Origin of the sequence: Salmonella sp. 741265055_HSA, assembly GCF_046569525.1 — a bacterium.
GTDB classification, from domain to species: domain Bacteria; phylum Pseudomonadota; class Gammaproteobacteria; order Enterobacterales; family Enterobacteriaceae; genus Salmonella; species Salmonella enterica.
On the sequence record NZ_JBKFSQ010000059.1, the window covers coordinates 1 to 13691 of the forward strand.

21 protein-coding genes are annotated in these 13691 nt (G+C 51.8%); all 21 read right to left on the minus strand.

Going from position 1 to position 13691, the window contains the following annotated elements; translation table 11 throughout:
• Positions 1 to 41: 41 nt before the first annotated feature.
• The gene (locus ACLD4K_RS21020) at positions 42 to 731 is read right to left on the minus strand and encodes a DUF2612 domain-containing protein (RefSeq protein ID WP_411012452.1); all 690 of its coding nucleotides are present in this window, start codon (positions 729 to 731) and stop codon (positions 42 to 44) included.
• Positions 728 to 1927 carry a baseplate J/gp47 family protein gene (locus ACLD4K_RS21025; RefSeq protein WP_138017696.1) on the minus strand — a complete coding sequence of 400 codons (1200 nt, stop codon included), beginning with the start codon at positions 1925 to 1927 and terminating at the stop codon, positions 728 to 730. Before ACLD4K_RS21025 ends, ACLD4K_RS21020 begins: the two co-directional genes overlap by 4 nt.
• Positions 1928 to 2281 carry a hypothetical protein gene (locus ACLD4K_RS21030; RefSeq protein ID WP_001270639.1) on the minus strand — a complete coding sequence of 118 codons (354 nt, stop codon included), beginning with the start codon at positions 2279 to 2281 and terminating at the stop codon, positions 1928 to 1930.
• Complete coding sequence (locus ACLD4K_RS21035) at positions 2281 to 3018, minus strand: Gp138 family membrane-puncturing spike protein (RefSeq protein WP_001122299.1); 738 nt, start codon at positions 3016 to 3018, stop codon at positions 2281 to 2283. Before ACLD4K_RS21035 ends, ACLD4K_RS21030 begins: the two co-directional genes overlap by 1 nt.
• A 54-nt stretch (positions 3019 to 3072) precedes the next feature.
• Positions 3073 to 3444 carry a hypothetical protein gene (locus tag ACLD4K_RS21040; protein WP_000151489.1) on the minus strand — a complete coding sequence of 124 codons (372 nt, stop codon included), beginning with the start codon at positions 3442 to 3444 and terminating at the stop codon, positions 3073 to 3075.
• Entirely contained in the window at positions 3425 to 4201 is a 777-nt protein-coding gene (locus ACLD4K_RS21045) for a hypothetical protein (protein ID WP_000224930.1), read from the minus strand. The genes ACLD4K_RS21040 and ACLD4K_RS21045 overlap by 20 nt, the downstream gene beginning before the upstream one ends.
• Before the next feature lies 1 nt (position 4202).
• Positions 4203 to 4547 carry a hypothetical protein gene (locus ACLD4K_RS21050; RefSeq protein WP_001216233.1) on the minus strand — a complete coding sequence of 115 codons (345 nt, stop codon included), beginning with the start codon at positions 4545 to 4547 and terminating at the stop codon, positions 4203 to 4205.
• 12 nt (positions 4548 to 4559) lie between these two features.
• Positions 4560 to 5624 (minus strand): hypothetical protein, encoded by a 1065-nt coding sequence (locus tag ACLD4K_RS21055; RefSeq protein WP_024153736.1) that lies wholly within the window; start codon positions 5622 to 5624, stop codon positions 4560 to 4562.
• Positions 5625 to 5626: 2 nt separating this feature from the next.
• Positions 5627 to 5932, minus strand: a complete 306-nt coding sequence (locus ACLD4K_RS21060; protein WP_001166624.1) for a phage baseplate plug protein — start codon at positions 5930 to 5932, stop codon at positions 5627 to 5629.
• 1 nt (position 5933) lies between these two features.
• Complete coding sequence (locus ACLD4K_RS21065) at positions 5934 to 6536, minus strand: phage baseplate protein (protein WP_000353818.1); 603 nt, start codon at positions 6534 to 6536, stop codon at positions 5934 to 5936.
• The gene (locus tag ACLD4K_RS21070) at positions 6536 to 8617 is read right to left on the minus strand and encodes a transglycosylase SLT domain-containing protein (protein ID WP_411012453.1); all 2082 of its coding nucleotides are present in this window, start codon (positions 8615 to 8617) and stop codon (positions 6536 to 6538) included. Before ACLD4K_RS21070 ends, ACLD4K_RS21065 begins: the two co-directional genes overlap by 1 nt.
• Complete coding sequence (locus tag ACLD4K_RS21075; protein ID WP_371066619.1) at positions 8607 to 8798, minus strand: DUF6889 family protein; 192 nt, start codon at positions 8796 to 8798, stop codon at positions 8607 to 8609. The genes ACLD4K_RS21070 and ACLD4K_RS21075 overlap by 11 nt, the downstream gene beginning before the upstream one ends.
• Positions 8795 to 9220: a phage tail assembly chaperone gene (locus tag ACLD4K_RS21080; RefSeq protein ID WP_000393955.1), complete on the minus strand. Its 426-nt coding sequence runs from the start codon at positions 9218 to 9220 to the stop codon at positions 8795 to 8797. Before ACLD4K_RS21080 ends, ACLD4K_RS21075 begins: the two co-directional genes overlap by 4 nt.
• A 3-nt stretch (positions 9221 to 9223) precedes the next feature.
• Positions 9224 to 9664 (minus strand): DUF3277 family protein, encoded by a 441-nt coding sequence (locus ACLD4K_RS21085; RefSeq protein WP_000257261.1) that lies wholly within the window; start codon positions 9662 to 9664, stop codon positions 9224 to 9226.
• An 11-nt stretch (positions 9665 to 9675) separates the two neighbouring features.
• Complete coding sequence (locus ACLD4K_RS21090; RefSeq protein WP_094198599.1) at positions 9676 to 10821, minus strand: DUF3383 family protein; 1146 nt, start codon at positions 10819 to 10821, stop codon at positions 9676 to 9678.
• Between the two features lie 3 nt (positions 10822 to 10824).
• A complete protein-coding gene (locus tag ACLD4K_RS21095) occupies positions 10825 to 11388 on the minus strand; it encodes a hypothetical protein (protein WP_023204283.1) in 564 nt (187 codons plus the stop codon).
• Positions 11363 to 11752: a hypothetical protein gene (locus tag ACLD4K_RS21100; protein WP_038988969.1), complete on the minus strand. Its 390-nt coding sequence runs from the start codon at positions 11750 to 11752 to the stop codon at positions 11363 to 11365. Before ACLD4K_RS21100 ends, ACLD4K_RS21095 begins: the two co-directional genes overlap by 26 nt.
• A complete protein-coding gene (locus ACLD4K_RS21105; RefSeq protein ID WP_000008736.1) occupies positions 11739 to 12293 on the minus strand; it encodes a hypothetical protein in 555 nt (184 codons plus the stop codon). Before ACLD4K_RS21105 ends, ACLD4K_RS21100 begins: the two co-directional genes overlap by 14 nt.
• Positions 12290 to 12697, minus strand: coding sequence for a DUF4054 domain-containing protein (locus ACLD4K_RS21110; RefSeq protein WP_001125673.1), 408 nt, complete (start codon positions 12695 to 12697; stop codon positions 12290 to 12292). Before ACLD4K_RS21110 ends, ACLD4K_RS21105 begins: the two co-directional genes overlap by 4 nt.
• The gene (locus ACLD4K_RS21115) at positions 12663 to 13031 is read right to left on the minus strand and encodes an STY1053 family phage-associated protein (protein WP_023135377.1); all 369 of its coding nucleotides are present in this window, start codon (positions 13029 to 13031) and stop codon (positions 12663 to 12665) included. Before ACLD4K_RS21115 ends, ACLD4K_RS21110 begins: the two co-directional genes overlap by 35 nt.
• Before the next feature lie 41 nt (positions 13032 to 13072).
• On the minus strand, positions 13073 to 13691 hold a 619-nt coding region (locus tag ACLD4K_RS21120; RefSeq protein WP_411012454.1), incomplete at its 5' end, for a DUF2184 domain-containing protein.

A 13691-nucleotide genomic window follows, 5' to 3' on the forward strand; every position in this document is an offset into this window, starting at 1 on the left:
ACTGCCTTCCAAATAGCCTGTACTCGTCAATACGGTTCTCGCTATACGCTTACGAGTAATGTCCCCCATGAACCGGCATCAAACCCGCTGATATATTCGTTATCCATATCAAACCCAAAAAACCTGTTTCCTTCAGAAGGCGTTTCCACCGAAGGAATTTCAATACTTCCGCCCCATACACCAGCGGCCTTTACCGTCAGATACCCTTGTCGTATCGCAGCAATAAGTTCGAGAGAGACCGATGAAATATCTGTTTCAGGAAAAACCCAGATACCTATGGTCATGTCCTGATTATCGACGATCTGCATCTTCAGACCGGACCCGTCCAGTGCAGCGTCAAGAATGGGAGGCAGAGAGTCGTTTCTTCCGTCCCAGTTGTTAATTGCTATCTTCGTTTTTAGAACGATGCGATAGGTTTCATCGCTCAGCGAGGTATAACCCAAATCCGGATCATATGGCCCCTGCCAGACGCCCTGGTCATATCCGAGTCCGTCAGTGTCCCAGCTGAAATAGACACCGCTTATTGGCTGGCTTACAACCCGGCTTAACCCTATCCACTGGCCGAGAATATCGAGTTGTATTCCTGTCGCATGATCAATATCAAAAGCATTTATTAGCCCATTTATTGCGGCTGAGGTTTCAGCTAACGGCCTGGTCACTAAATCGATGTGTTCAACGAATTTAGGTTTTGTCGCATGATAGTTAGTAATTAAGTCCGTATATTTGCTCATGCTGCCACCGTAATAATGATATTTTCCGGCTTACAGGAGGCAGATTCGTCGTAAGCAATATTAATATTCGCCGCAGCAACAGCTTCCGGAGATTTGCCGATCAGCAACTCCTGAATATCGTAATAGCGCGCATTTCCACCACTGACGACCCCAAGGTTAGCAGGAGAATAAATCCGGCTCAGCAGTACCTGGTCACCAATCATCAGTCTGTTAATGTAATCCGCAACAGCCTGCTGAATCTGCACACCTATCTGAGAGGTGTACCCGGCAAAAACTTTTAAGGTAATTTTTCCGTAAACAGGGACATCAGTTGGTCGCGAAAAACTGATTATGTGGGGATTACCATATTTATCCGGTACGGTTACGGATGTTTTTCCCCAGGTCCGGACCCCCTGCCCTTTATTTCCCCGGATGGTCCTGGCTATTTCGGTCACATCGCCACCATCAACAATGGCCGAGATGGAATGCGGAGGGAGCCCGTTACCGTCAGTCTTTCCTGTATCATTTTCATAGAGCTTGTGGCGCGTCACACCAGCAATATTAGCGATCGCCCCGTCCACACCTTCAAATGGTGTGATGGATGGTATCGCGACACTCTGCCCCTGCCTGATGCGCAGTTCTGCGTCCGTTTCTGCAGGTGCGCCAACGGTGGCCGCTGCCGGGTTGGTTACTGACGTCCAGCCACGGGTCGGTGTATTGATAGTGGTGATCGTCCCGGCCAGGGCCGCAACCGCTCCGCTACTTGCACATGTGGCTGTCACCAGCATAGTACCGTCAACACCGATCGTTACACTGGCTGGAAAATTCCAGATAATGCCATTTTTATCCCTCGCAGAACCATTCGTGATAGTCGTGCCTGCCGTACCGGTCAACAGCAGATCGGCGGTGGAATTTGTCGCTATTTTCCGCGTGATACCGTTAATTTTTACGTTACTGCTCAGGGCTGCGGTCTGCGCTGTCGTTGGCGAAAACGAGTTGTAGACTGTTATTGCGGTATTGTTCGCATCATGTACAGAAAGCGCCCACAGCGCTACCATTTGTCCGTCTTTGCTGTCCGGCTCAAGGTAAGCATCACTACCGTAAATCTGCCTGAAATAACTGGTCAGCTTATCAAGGATTGTCTGGTAATCGGGCGCGCTAATCCCCTGGGCAGTTACCGTTGCCGATAACCCCAGCGTGTCGAGGTTCAAAGCCATTTATGCCTCGCTTGTTACAGTCGTCTGGCCGTAGATTGTGTCAATGGAGGAAGTGAATTTTACGCGGCGGCTGGTGCCGTCATAATTGGTGTCGAAGGACAGGATTGACAGAACGCCCGGCGTGTCCTGTATGCGTTCGCGTATAGCCAGGATGTAAACGTCAGATCGCTGTTTACCAAGCACTGACTGAACATACGGGGCGCCTTTCGTCAGGTCGAGAAACCATTGCCCCCGCCACAATGCGAATCGTGTTTTTACCGCCTGCGCGACAGCTTCTGGCGAGTTAATCAGCCAGGTATCATCACCACAACCAAAAGTGTAATCACCTTCGGCGTCTTCACGTCTGTACCGCATTAGTTCACCTCATCTGTATTGCTTCCACCGTGTTGAACGCCGCCATGCGTATGGGTATTGTCGATCACCTTGCCGTTCGCTTTCACACTACCGATAAACTCAACAGCGCCGGTGATTTTTGATGCAACACCAGAAACAACGGACCCTACCATGCCGCCCAGCCAGGACAGCAGCCCGTGAATGGTAACTTTCGCCGAGAAGTCGGCCAGCGGGGTAACTACATCCAGACCGCCAGGCGCTACGATTTTAATTTTCTGCGTAGAGGGATTGAGCTCAAAGAACGTACTTCCGTCGTCGCTACGGAGCTGCGCGGACCCCGTACTTATTCCGCTTATTTTCTGCGCCTGAGACTGCGGACCTACGATACAGAACGCATCCGATAAATCATGCTGGCGCGGGTCGACGGTCTCCTGAACGCCGCCGCTCTGCCACCAGAAATCGATGCAGCGATCGGCAAAAATTAACAGACATTCATCACCTTCTTTAACCGGGAAAGTTAACGTGCAACCGCCGCCGCGCGGGAAGATAACTGGCACATCCACCAGCGGTTTTAATTCGGTGGAATCATCGCCAACAATACCACGAAGCGCCACCTCCACTGTGCAGGTAACAGTATCAGGATCGAACGACTGAATGATGCCAGGCATCGCTACGCGCATCTGGGTAGAAATCGAATCGGCAATGGCCTGCGCGGCTTGTTGCTCGCCTCCGATCTGTGATTGAGTTGGAATTGGCATAAAAACCCCATAAAAAAACCCGCTCGGCGGCGGGTTATATTTGATTTTATCGACTCAGGAAATTCGTTTAAAGAAGTGTTGAGCTGTCAGAATGGCTTCTTTTGCAACATTTGCATTAATTTTTGACTCAGATAATCGGTAATCAGCTTCATTTCTTGCCTGTCGCATCTGCCTCAGGTCATATGCAAGAATTTTAAGCCTCGATGCGCTTATCTTTTCCACCGGCACACCCAAGCGCCCCTGCATGTAATTAATTAGATTTGCATGATGATTATGATCTGCGCAAGGTACGCTCTCCAGCGTTTCTCCTGCCTTATGAAACATTGCGTAGTACGCCCGGGATACGGCATTTCTGAACCCAACTTCTTCATCAAGTAAAAGACAATGCTCGCTGGAACGTAAAAAATCAGTACTTTCGATAGTCATACGTATCCTTTTTGTGCTCTTCCCTTTCTACAGTAAACCGGGCAGTCAATTCACAATCATCCAATGATTCCTGCTCACAAATAAGCTCCGCTAACTCAGCGTTCATTTCCACGATTTTTTCGGGGGTGGCTTTTTCCACCTGAACTCGATAATCCCCTCCCATAGAACTAAAAAGATCCAGGTTATGTGGAACATATCGGTGTCGCTCCAGAATGGAGTAGGCGAGATGGCCCAGCAATGCAAATTGCGCAGGAGTACATACTTTACTTTCGTAACAACTGGAAACCTTGCCGATTAATTCTTGCATATATTCCTCAGCTCCAGCCCTGTCTTCATCGTCAGTAAGTAGCGTGCAATGATACTCAATATATTTTTTGATCAGCTCAAGGTCTCCGATACGGAATGCTTCACATGCAGCCATCATGCTCAACATCTTGCCACCGAAGGTGTCAGCCAAATCAAAAATTACCTCATGCATCTTACGGAACATACAACGCCTGAAAAGGCATACGACAAAGTTATTTGCAATCATGGGGCTATCTGGACGAAGGTGCTTAGAAAAATGCTCAAAAGCAGCCTCATCCTCACCATTTAGAGCGTACGCAAACCCTACGGCGCTAACATCATTACCTTCTAAACTCGAAGAAAAATGACGCATAACATAGCGATAGGTAAATTCGTCGATCGGAGTACCGCTTTCCAGCAATTCCCCTAAACCGATCAAATAGTTTTCGGAAGCTCTTAATGGTGTAGCCATATCACTTCACCTTTATACAATCATAGGTTGCATACTGACGCGGCGCATTCATGCTGGCTTGCAGCCACTGGGCATTGAGAATTATCTTGCCGTTTCGATTGATGTACTCAAGACCAACCCATCTTCCAGGCTGATCGGTGGCCATACGCCAATCCATCTTGATATTGTTATAATCACCTTTGTTTTTCAGGAAGGTGATTTTTTGCATTTCTGGCTTTGCGCCATTGATTCTGGCTAAGCCATCATCTGCCCAATGGATTTTAAAATCACCACATTGCTGATCCGCAAAAGCAGGCGCTGATATAAGCACCGCGAAAACGGTAACAGTGCAAAGTAAATGTCTCACGGCCCCACCTCACTAATTCGTCGTCCCTTGCATTGCTTTCGGGCTATAAAGATCACGAGCACCACGCGCGAAGCACATCAAATCCATGTACCACGCCTGACCTCTGGTGTCGCCAGTATAGTCGATAGCTTTGACGATATAAACGCCATCTGTCGCAATGCTGGCAGCCTGTGACGTTGTGCCGGTCAGCACACGGTTGCCGTTCTCTTCTGTTTCGGTGATACGCCCGGGCGACTGAGCGATTTCGCTATTGCCTAGCGTGGCGCGGTACACTGAAGCCTGATCGAGCTGGATAAGACCATTAATGCGGATGTTCGGGTTTATCAGGCACCTCACGTTTACGCCGCCGCCCATCGTCTGTTGCGGCATTCCGATCAGGCCAGTATTGGCATTCAACACAATGGCTTCGTGGATGTACTTATCCTCCGGCACCATCTGAACCTGACCATCCACCAGTTGCCACGTCGCTTTGCACTGTGCAGCTATGTTATCCATCACGTTACGGGTGGATGAGTAAATCGCGCGGCCACGCGGAAACACGGTGTCAGGAAACTCGCCGGTAATGCCCTGCGTCACGCCGAACGCGTTGAAATCCTTCATTGTCGCCCGGTACAGATCTGCAACGGTATAACCAGCGGCAAGCGTGGTGATAGTTGTCGCATACAGGAAAGCCTCATGGTCGCCGATAGCCTGAACCAGCACCCAGGAATCAGTGATATTGTCCTTCCCTGTCACAGTAAAACGAATATCACCGTCAAAAATAAGGCCATAGTTCTGACCGTTCACCTGCCCTATCTGGTCTGGTGAAATCTCCCTGGCGACGCCAACCTGGCTGGCGTCAACATCCGGTGCAATGCCGTCATACCCGGCAATAATACGGATTTTCGCAAATTCCTGACCGAGTATTTTATGCGTAGTGTCGGGTGACAGGTTATAAATTTTTACATTAGCCACTCGCGGCCAGCGAGTATCTGCCCATTCTATCTGGAAAGTAACCTTAAAATCAGACAGGGAGACGCCCTCACCGTTTTGATCCAGCAACTGCAACTCAAAATGGCGCATCCAGTTAAGAGACATTTTTACACCTGTACAAAAATGAGATGGCTGTATATGCCAAGGTTGTCTTTTGTCGGGTCTTCTGGTGCGCCTTTATCGGTGATCACCACCAGCTCACCGTCAATGCCTGATTGCGGATACTGTTGTAACAGATTCACTCCGGTAACCAGAGGAACGCCGGAAAGCAACACAGCGCCGCCACTATCCATAACATCCATAATCCAGCCAGCCGTGTCACGCCAGATGATCCTGAGAGTGTAAGTCGTGTCACCAAGCAATATGCGAAACTGCTGGTTGTCCGGTGATAACGGTATTTCATTTATCTGCATATTATCCCCCCCCCAGTCGGTACCCGCCGCTGACAACGCTGCTCAGTACAGACTCATTTGGCGGCGTAGTTGATTTCATCCCCGTATTTTGCACCGCCGAAGTACTGACGCCATCCTGCATATCAGACTTATCAGCAACACTGATGCTCTTTGTTTGCGTCATAATGATTTCACGCAGGGTTAGTATGCAGTTCAGGACATTCTCACTGGTCTTATCGGTTGTCACCTCCAGCGTTTTGATCAGCATATTTCTGTACACCCGCTTTCCAGTGACAACATCAAAAGGAAGGCGGTCTGATTGCAGCCTGAGCAACTTTTGATAGGTCTCCTTTGGGCTAAGCCCGGCACTGAGACCGATTGATGTTGTATCAATAAAATCCAGTAACGCGCCGCCACCAGCGAAGCCACATTCCATCGTGACCTCACTGGGGCGCTTATAAGCGTGATCGGTAATAAAACCCGATGCAGAATTCGTTGTTGGTCTTTCAACCGGATGTTCAGTAATTTCGAGCGCATCAGAGTGCTTTTCGGAAACGACCACGCTCGGGATCAGTATGCCAATTCGCCGGGATTGCTGGCGAAAAATCGCTGACAGAATATCCATTATCTCGGTCCCGTGGGAAGTTGCTGAGTTAACTGAGAATTCACGCCCTTCTGACGCTCGACAGTCAAACGGGCAGCTTCGCGCGGATCGGAAACACCGTGGATATTTATGTTCGTTTCCTGCTGAATCACCGGCGCACTGGCAGGCATATTACTCATCACTTTCGGAATATAATTGCGTGTTTCCTTCGGCATTAGCCTCATTCCATATCGTTTAACATTCCCGATCCCCCAGTTGTATGACGCCAGCGTCTTGCTCAGGTCACCGCCATTCGCCCGCAGCAACTGTGAAAGATATTTAGCGGCAGCCTGCGCAGCCTTCTCCGGTTCGAAAACATCATTCCCGCGCAGCCCCATATCTCGTGCAGTGCCGTCCATAAACTGAAACAGGCCTTTAGCGCCGGCGCCGGAAACTGCAAACTGATTCCCGCCTGATTCAGTGATGGCGACACTTTTCAATAAGCCGGCAGGCAGCTGATAGAGAGACTCCAGCTTATTGAACATCGGCCCCATCCAGTCGAGCAGTATTTTTCCCTGCGCGGTCGCACGAGGACGTTTAACGGATTGCGCCTGCTGCTCAGGCTCCAGCCCCATTTCCTGAATCTTGCGCTGTATTTGCTCATAGGTGAAAAAGTCCTTCCCGGGGTTTTCCTTTCTCAGCGCCTCATATGCCTGCTGCCTTTCAGGTACGATATTACTACCTGTACCGCCAATCGACGCCATTTCTTCGCTGGTGGTCGGCGTATTGTTGGTGGGGATGAACATCAGCAACCACGGGTTTTTTATCGCCAGTTCGGCAATACCCCGCGCGAGTTTTGCCAGGCCACCAACAGAGCTGCCAATCGCCTTACCGAGACCGGTAAACCCGGAGACAATCCTCCCGATCCCGGCCAGCATAGAAACCAGCGTTGCACCAGCCAGGAAGCTGAACAGAAGAGTGAGGGTATTTTTCCAGCCACCCAGGTTGTCCTTGAGCTCAAGAAACCTATCGCGCAGCCATTTAAGTACTTTCTTTGCCTGCTCAATCTCCGGCTGCCATCTGGACCAGTCGATGAGGCTTTTCCCGCCCTCTTTCCACGTCTGGTAATCGTCGTACAGCAGCCCAATTGCCAGAATCAGCGTGGTAATCAGGCCGATAGGGGATTTAAGGAACGCAGCATTAAGCAGACGCCATGCGATGAGGATTGCGCCGATCGTCATCAGGAACTTTTTGCTGCCATCGTCCAGTTTTTTCCACCAGTCAATGACAGAACCAGCGGCCTGTATCACCCGCCAAGCCATTCGCGTGAAGGCGTTAGCAAGCCAGATCACACCTTTAATGACTTTGGTCAGCGTCTCTTCAATCTTCGGAAAATTGTCGAGGATGCGCCGCCGCAGGCTGTCCAGAGAACCAGCCAGACCACCAGCGAGGTTTGAGCCGATCTTGTCCCGCATAATGCCGAACAGCGACGTAAGACCGCGCATGGAAGTCATGAATTTGTTGGACTGAACAGCTGCTTTATCCGCGTTGAACCCCGTCTTTTGCAGCATAGACTGGTAATCGGCGGTAAAGCCATTCATGCCGCGACGCATCGCCATCAGCGTGTTTTCATCGATGCCAAGCATCTGCGCGTATTGCTTCGCGCGGTAATACGGCATGTTGTTGAGCTTTTGCCCAACGCCAGTAAAGATGGATGCAGTATCACGCATCTTTCCGCTGGCATCACGGGTCTGGACCCCCAGACGGTTCAGGAAGCCTTCCGCACCCGGATTGCTACGCATGAAGCCAGCCAGCCCTTCGAGGGAGGACATAGCCGATTCGGCGCTGGCACCGGTTTGCGATGCGGCATAGCCCAGCGCTTTGATGCCCTGAATGCTGGCCCCCGTTCGCTGGGATGCCCAGTAAATTTTATCCAGACCGTTCGCAATCCGGGTGGTAAATCCGACAATGCTCAGCGCTGCGCCTTCCACCACCGCGCCAACCTTCATAACGTTTGCGGTAACGCCTTTCAGCACGGCTTCGAAATTATTGGCACCAGCCTGATCGATATCGAATCCCAGCGAAACAAGGAAGTCTTTAATCGTATCTGCGTTACTGCTCATTGGCTGCTCTCCATTTATCCACCCGAGCATCGTTATCCTCGCGCATGTCGAGGTAGTCATTGAGAAGCGCGATGCGGCAGAGATCTACCGCGCCGCTGTTAAGGTCTTTCTGGTCAATATGGAAGGCGAGAACCGGGCGAAGAATAAAATCTTCACCGCCCGGCAGGCTGTTGAAGGTTATTCCGCTGGCTGGGTGGGCGTCCCGCTGGTAGGGAGTCCTTGCAAAAAATTTCCCAGCGAATCGGCGACCACCCGCGCCACCAGTTGCAGCATGGTCAGCAGATCGATATCGTCAAACGCCATTTCGCCATGCTGGCAGACCGGAACCCAGCCTTTCATGTGCTCACGTGAAACAACAGAAAGACAGGGAAACAGGATGGCGTTCACATCGTCATCGCTCAAATCAGACACCGCACTGGCAATCTTTGGCAGGATAGTGGTCATCGCGCCTTCAGTGTCTTTGCTGCTGATCTTCTCCTGCACATTTCGGAAGTCTGAAACCATCCCGGCCAGAACCGGCAACAGCTTTCGTGATACCTTCAACTGTTCAAAAACGCTGAGCTTTGCGGTGCGGTATTTCACGCCTTTAATTTCGAATTCCACGTGTTAAAACTCCCCGAGCAGCTGGTCAATCTTGCCGCAGTCAAATACCCAGGCCACGGTCCCGCCCTCTTTGGCGTTATTGAAATCAGGCTGTTTCTGGAATGCACACGAACGCGCAGTAGAAATATCACCCGATGCTGTGTTGCGAATGACGATCACGTTATTGCCCCAGGTGGCAGATGACTGGCTTTGCGCGTTATATGCCAGAGACAACTTCTTGTTCACTGGGGAGGTTTTCAGCAGCGTAACCGTAATGGTGCCTGACTTATCGGCGTGCAGGCTGTGCATCACTTCGCCATCGGCACCGATGGTCATAGTGTTCTTGTTGCCGCCCATGGTCTGGGTGATACCTTCCTCAGAGTTCGCAGAACCCTGACCAAGATCGATAACGCCAGTCGGACCGGAGAGGGACGCAGTGACGTCCATAAAAGAATAAGTAGCCATTCATGTTCTCCTTAGCGAACGACGTTGATCTGAACATCAGCGAAATGCACCGCACCCGCCAGCTTACAGGCAACCTGAATAACCGGCGCCTTACGGGCTTCTCGGTCAGCCTGTGCCTGTTCTGATAGCGGCTGTGCGTAGACGTAATAGCCTTTGGTCAGCGTATCGCCGGAATCCAGCTGCCCAATCGGGCCACCGTTCCATACGCCAGCAGCCACCAGCCCGTTCGTCACGGACTGATCCATAGACTGCTCAACATTGGACAGTAGACGCGTCACACCCGCATCGGTCTGCGGTACTTTGGTTGTGCTGGTGTAGAGCAGGTTATACAGGTTGGTCTGTACGTAGTTCTGCAGCCAGTCGAGCCCGTGGCGTTCGTCGAAGAAATCTCCGCTGGACATGACGCCCTGCTGCAGGATTGCCGTATCGTTCTGGTAATACACAAACACGTTGCATTTTTTGGCATCCAGCGCCGCCGCCTGATCAGTCGTCAGAGTTTCGTAAGTGATCCCCGGCTCCTGTTTAAATTTCAGGGTAATGGTGGTATTGCTGCCGTTGAAATTCACCGTAAACGCGCGGCCAAATGCAGACAGCGCAGCGTACTTGCTGCTGGAGGAATACTGTACGAACGTGCGCCTGTATTTTGCCGCCTTCAGCTTGTAGGCCAGATCCCCGGTTGAAGTGGCGTCAACGGTGGCGGGATCGCTGGTGGTAATTGCCAGAATGCGGCTGACGCCCGAAGCTTCTACGGCTGCAGCAACTTTCAGCCAGTCGTCATCTGCAATATCCTCTTTGTCTGCAATACCGAGACCATACCAGTTGGTGTAGCCCATTACGGCGTTAACCGCATCCATCAGATTTTCAGCAGCACCCGCCTCACCCGTTGCCAGTGTTTTAGCCCAGCGACCTACATACACCTCTTTAGGTCGTGGTGACTGGGAGAAATAGACTGTTGCTGCTTCATATTCGGGGCTGTCCACGCCGAAATCAGATCCGATGTCCTCCTTTGAGGAGTAGAGGCGAAGGCGCTCTTTCACCGGAATGACCGTGGATGTCCCGAGAATAAGCAGCGAACCAAAATTTCGACCAGTAGCCGCGCGCGGCCCAATGATCACGTCGACATTAACGACGTTTGATACAGGTAATCCCTGCGGCATAATTTAGTCTCCGAAAAATGAAACTGGTGCATCCACCAGCGATTTAATGCCGTAGTCGCGCACCACCTTGCGACGAAGGCGCACAGTAATGTCGTAACGGCGAACCCACTGCTGGTTGATAAGTTCCGGGAAAGGGGTCAGACCGGTGTAGTCCCCCATGGACAGGCCAAGTGCGTTCAGTTCGGCGTTGTTTTGCGCAACAGAAATACCATCGCGAAAACGTGACGCAAACGTCATGCCCGCCGGGCCATAAAATGACGCCATGCACTCAAAGGTTTCATGTCGCCAGAGCTGAGCGCCCTCTTCAGTCTGGTTAGTGAATGCGGGACTGTTATCTATGGGCAATCCGGTAACGCCAAACGCGCACCAGTTCGTTTCAACTGGCAGCAGTGGCGGCTGATCTTTCTGCCATCGGGGGCGAACCATTCCAGTCGGCAAACCGGAAACGTTGCGTACCCACTGGCTTAACAGCCTGTCGAGCGCCTCGTCATAATCCGGATCGCCGCTGACAGGTGTAAGCCATCCCGGCTCCGTACTGGAATTATTGCTCAACGGGAAATCCTCCATCGAACGGCAGCAGCTCGCAATGCGCCTGTACAAAGCCGGCGCCATATGCGGTGTACGGGTCGACGAATGTCACACGGTAATCACGGTTCTGATACGTCACGATATCGGCATCACGGCCAGTCTGCCCCTGCGTGAGTCGCTCAGTCGTCACGATAAGGATTGCTCCACTGATAACCTGCCCGGCCTGCATGCGGCGGTTTTCAAGAGAGCGGTCAACGGTAACAACCCCTGCAAACTGCGTTTTAACTTCGCTGTCGCTGCCGATCCCGTCCTCGTCCACCGTTTGTGCGCGACGCGTTACCCACAGGTTGAAGTCGCAAAAATCGGGGTCAAAAAGCACATCGGTTACATCAAGAGTCGGCATCTTTATCCCTCACTACATGGGTTATTGAGGCGAGATATTTGCCAGTATCGTAAAGAGGCTTAGCCAAAGTGGTGCCCGGAGATTCACCAGCAGCACGCCGCGCAAGTTCCGCTTTCGCACCTTTACGCCCACGGCGCGCACGCGCTTCAACGGTGCTATCTGCAAGCGGAGTAAAATTGGCAGCTTTGATGTGATTTTTCACCCCTCTTGCAGCCACTGTACCTGCGCGGTTGAGTGCTCTTTCCGCTCCCGCCGCATTACCATCAAGCGCAGCCTGTGCCGCAGCTTTAAGCTGTGGCATCGTCTGGTCTTCAACTGATTTAACGCCGGGTACAAGATGCGGACGTGGTGGGATGTTTTGTGCAGGTGAACCGTATTCGTTGATATACCCAATCCCGGCATTACCGAACGGCACATCATCCCGATCGCTGTCTTCCGCAGGGATACCGACCAGCACATCCTTTTTGGTTAGCGACTTTAGCGCATCCAGTATTGCCTGAGCGTTATCAACCCTCGTTGTTACACCGCTTTTGAAACTCATAGCTGGCGTCCCCCCGCACCGAACATCGTGATCAGCTGATAAAATTCAGCGCCATACCGGGTGTTATTCCAGAAGCCTGCGTCAGGGTTTAGCGTCGCGCTGGTGTCATAGCTGACGCTTACCTTGTCAACGGACTTGGAGGACTGAACACCATTGGTTGAACCGCCCGGACCGCCAACCAGCATCGCCCGGCTATCTGCCGCCCAGAGCGTCATATAGTGCGCAACGAACAACTCGGCAAAGTACGGAAACAACTTTTTGCCGGTGACGTTTTCGCTCAGTAGTTCATCGGCCAGATTCAGACGGAACTCGATTTGGACGTCGGGATATTTTGCCGGGTCAGCAAACTGCGGGAAGTCGCGGCGAAAATCACTTACTGTTGGCAGGCTTTGATTCTTTGGCATCTTTCGCCCCATTACCGCCAGTCCGGGCGGAAGTAATCTGCGCCTGCAGGCTGTCGTTCTGCTCCTGCAGCTTGAGCAGAGCGTCTTTCAGATCGGCAATCAGTTTATCTTTATCGGCAATCTGCGCCTGAAGGCTGTCAATAACGGGTTGCTGGTCATCAGTTTCATTCGATCCGCTTTCGGAAAGCTCAGCGTGCGCCCGGGTAAACCAGTGCGACGCGACCTCTTCTGGTACGTTATGCCGTCCCCGGCCAAACTCCTGTTTTGAGTGATCGCCGAGCGTCAGCGTAAACGGGGTGTGAACATGGATGGTAACCAGCTTTTCTTTCGCCATTTTCAGTTTCCTTCTGGCCCCTTTCGGGGCCGTTCTGGTTATCAGATACCGTCCACGTAGGACAGGGTTTCTTTGTACACTGGCTCAACCGCACCGAGCTTGCCGTAGTAGGTCGCAATCTGGTACAGACCACGATACTGAACAGGAACACTTTGCAGCGGAACCAGTGGATAGCGGACGTATTTCTTATCGTTGGTGTAGGCGACCATACGGTCTTTACCGCCAACCCCGCGCCCTTTCAGCCATTTGACCGCTTTGATTTCCAGCGGAACGCCGTTCTGGTGGAAAGCGATAGTGTTCACAGCCAGATAGGTCAGCAGTGACTGGTTACCCGCTTCGGAAACCTTACGGCTCGCCAGCAATGAATACTGCTCTGGCGGAATGCGCAGATCAGAAGGCACGACGGAATAACCGGATGCTGCCCAGGCATTCGACAGAATGCTGTTTACGCTGTCGAGGATCTCATCGTTGGTGGAGTTAGCCCAGGTCTTCGTTGCGTTGTTCAGCGTCACACCAACGAGATTCGTCAGACCTTTCAAACCAAGCGCTTCGTCTCCGACGTAAACCTGTTCGTCGTTATCCATCTGCCATTTAAGCTGCATCCCGTCGTACTTCTGAGTGTCGATCGGACGGCCTACCTGCTGTGCCGCAGCCAGCTCA

What these genes read in the sequence shown, in the direction of transcription:
- ACLD4K_RS21020 (WP_411012452.1), bottom strand. Translation starts at nt 731, where the DNA reads ATGAGCAAATATACGGACTTAATTACTAACTATCATGCGACAAAACCT.
- ACLD4K_RS21025 (WP_138017696.1), bottom strand. Translation starts at nt 1,927, where the DNA reads ATGGCTTTGAACCTCGACACGCTGGGGTTATCGGCAACGGTAACTGCC.
- ACLD4K_RS21030 (WP_001270639.1), bottom strand. Translation starts at nt 2,281, where the DNA reads ATGCGGTACAGACGTGAAGACGCCGAAGGTGATTACACTTTTGGTTGT.
- ACLD4K_RS21035 (WP_001122299.1), bottom strand. Translation starts at nt 3,018, where the DNA reads ATGCCAATTCCAACTCAATCACAGATCGGAGGCGAGCAACAAGCCGCG.
- ACLD4K_RS21040 (WP_000151489.1), bottom strand. Translation starts at nt 3,444, where the DNA reads ATGACTATCGAAAGTACTGATTTTTTACGTTCCAGCGAGCATTGTCTT.
- ACLD4K_RS21045 (WP_000224930.1), bottom strand. Translation starts at nt 4,201, where the DNA reads ATGGCTACACCATTAAGAGCTTCCGAAAACTATTTGATCGGTTTAGGG.
- ACLD4K_RS21055 (WP_024153736.1), bottom strand. Translation starts at nt 5,624, where the DNA reads ATGTCTCTTAACTGGATGCGCCATTTTGAGTTGCAGTTGCTGGATCAA.
- ACLD4K_RS21060 (WP_001166624.1), bottom strand. Translation starts at nt 5,932, where the DNA reads ATGCAGATAAATGAAATACCGTTATCACCGGACAACCAGCAGTTTCGC.
- ACLD4K_RS21065 (WP_000353818.1), bottom strand. Translation starts at nt 6,536, where the DNA reads ATGGATATTCTGTCAGCGATTTTTCGCCAGCAATCCCGGCGAATTGGC.
- ACLD4K_RS21070 (WP_411012453.1), bottom strand. Translation starts at nt 8,617, where the DNA reads ATGAGCAGTAACGCAGATACGATTAAAGACTTCCTTGTTTCGCTGGGA.
- ACLD4K_RS21085 (WP_000257261.1), bottom strand. Translation starts at nt 9,664, where the DNA reads ATGGCTACTTATTCTTTTATGGACGTCACTGCGTCCCTCTCCGGTCCG.
- ACLD4K_RS21090 (WP_094198599.1), bottom strand. Translation starts at nt 10,821, where the DNA reads ATGCCGCAGGGATTACCTGTATCAAACGTCGTTAATGTCGACGTGATC.
- ACLD4K_RS21095 (WP_023204283.1), bottom strand. Translation starts at nt 11,388, where the DNA reads ATGGAGGATTTCCCGTTGAGCAATAATTCCAGTACGGAGCCGGGATGG.
- ACLD4K_RS21100 (WP_038988969.1), bottom strand. Translation starts at nt 11,752, where the DNA reads ATGCCGACTCTTGATGTAACCGATGTGCTTTTTGACCCCGATTTTTGC.
- ACLD4K_RS21105 (WP_000008736.1), bottom strand. Translation starts at nt 12,293, where the DNA reads ATGAGTTTCAAAAGCGGTGTAACAACGAGGGTTGATAACGCTCAGGCA.
- ACLD4K_RS21110 (WP_001125673.1), bottom strand. Translation starts at nt 12,697, where the DNA reads ATGCCAAAGAATCAAAGCCTGCCAACAGTAAGTGATTTTCGCCGCGAC.
- ACLD4K_RS21115 (WP_023135377.1), bottom strand. Translation starts at nt 13,031, where the DNA reads ATGGCGAAAGAAAAGCTGGTTACCATCCATGTTCACACCCCGTTTACG.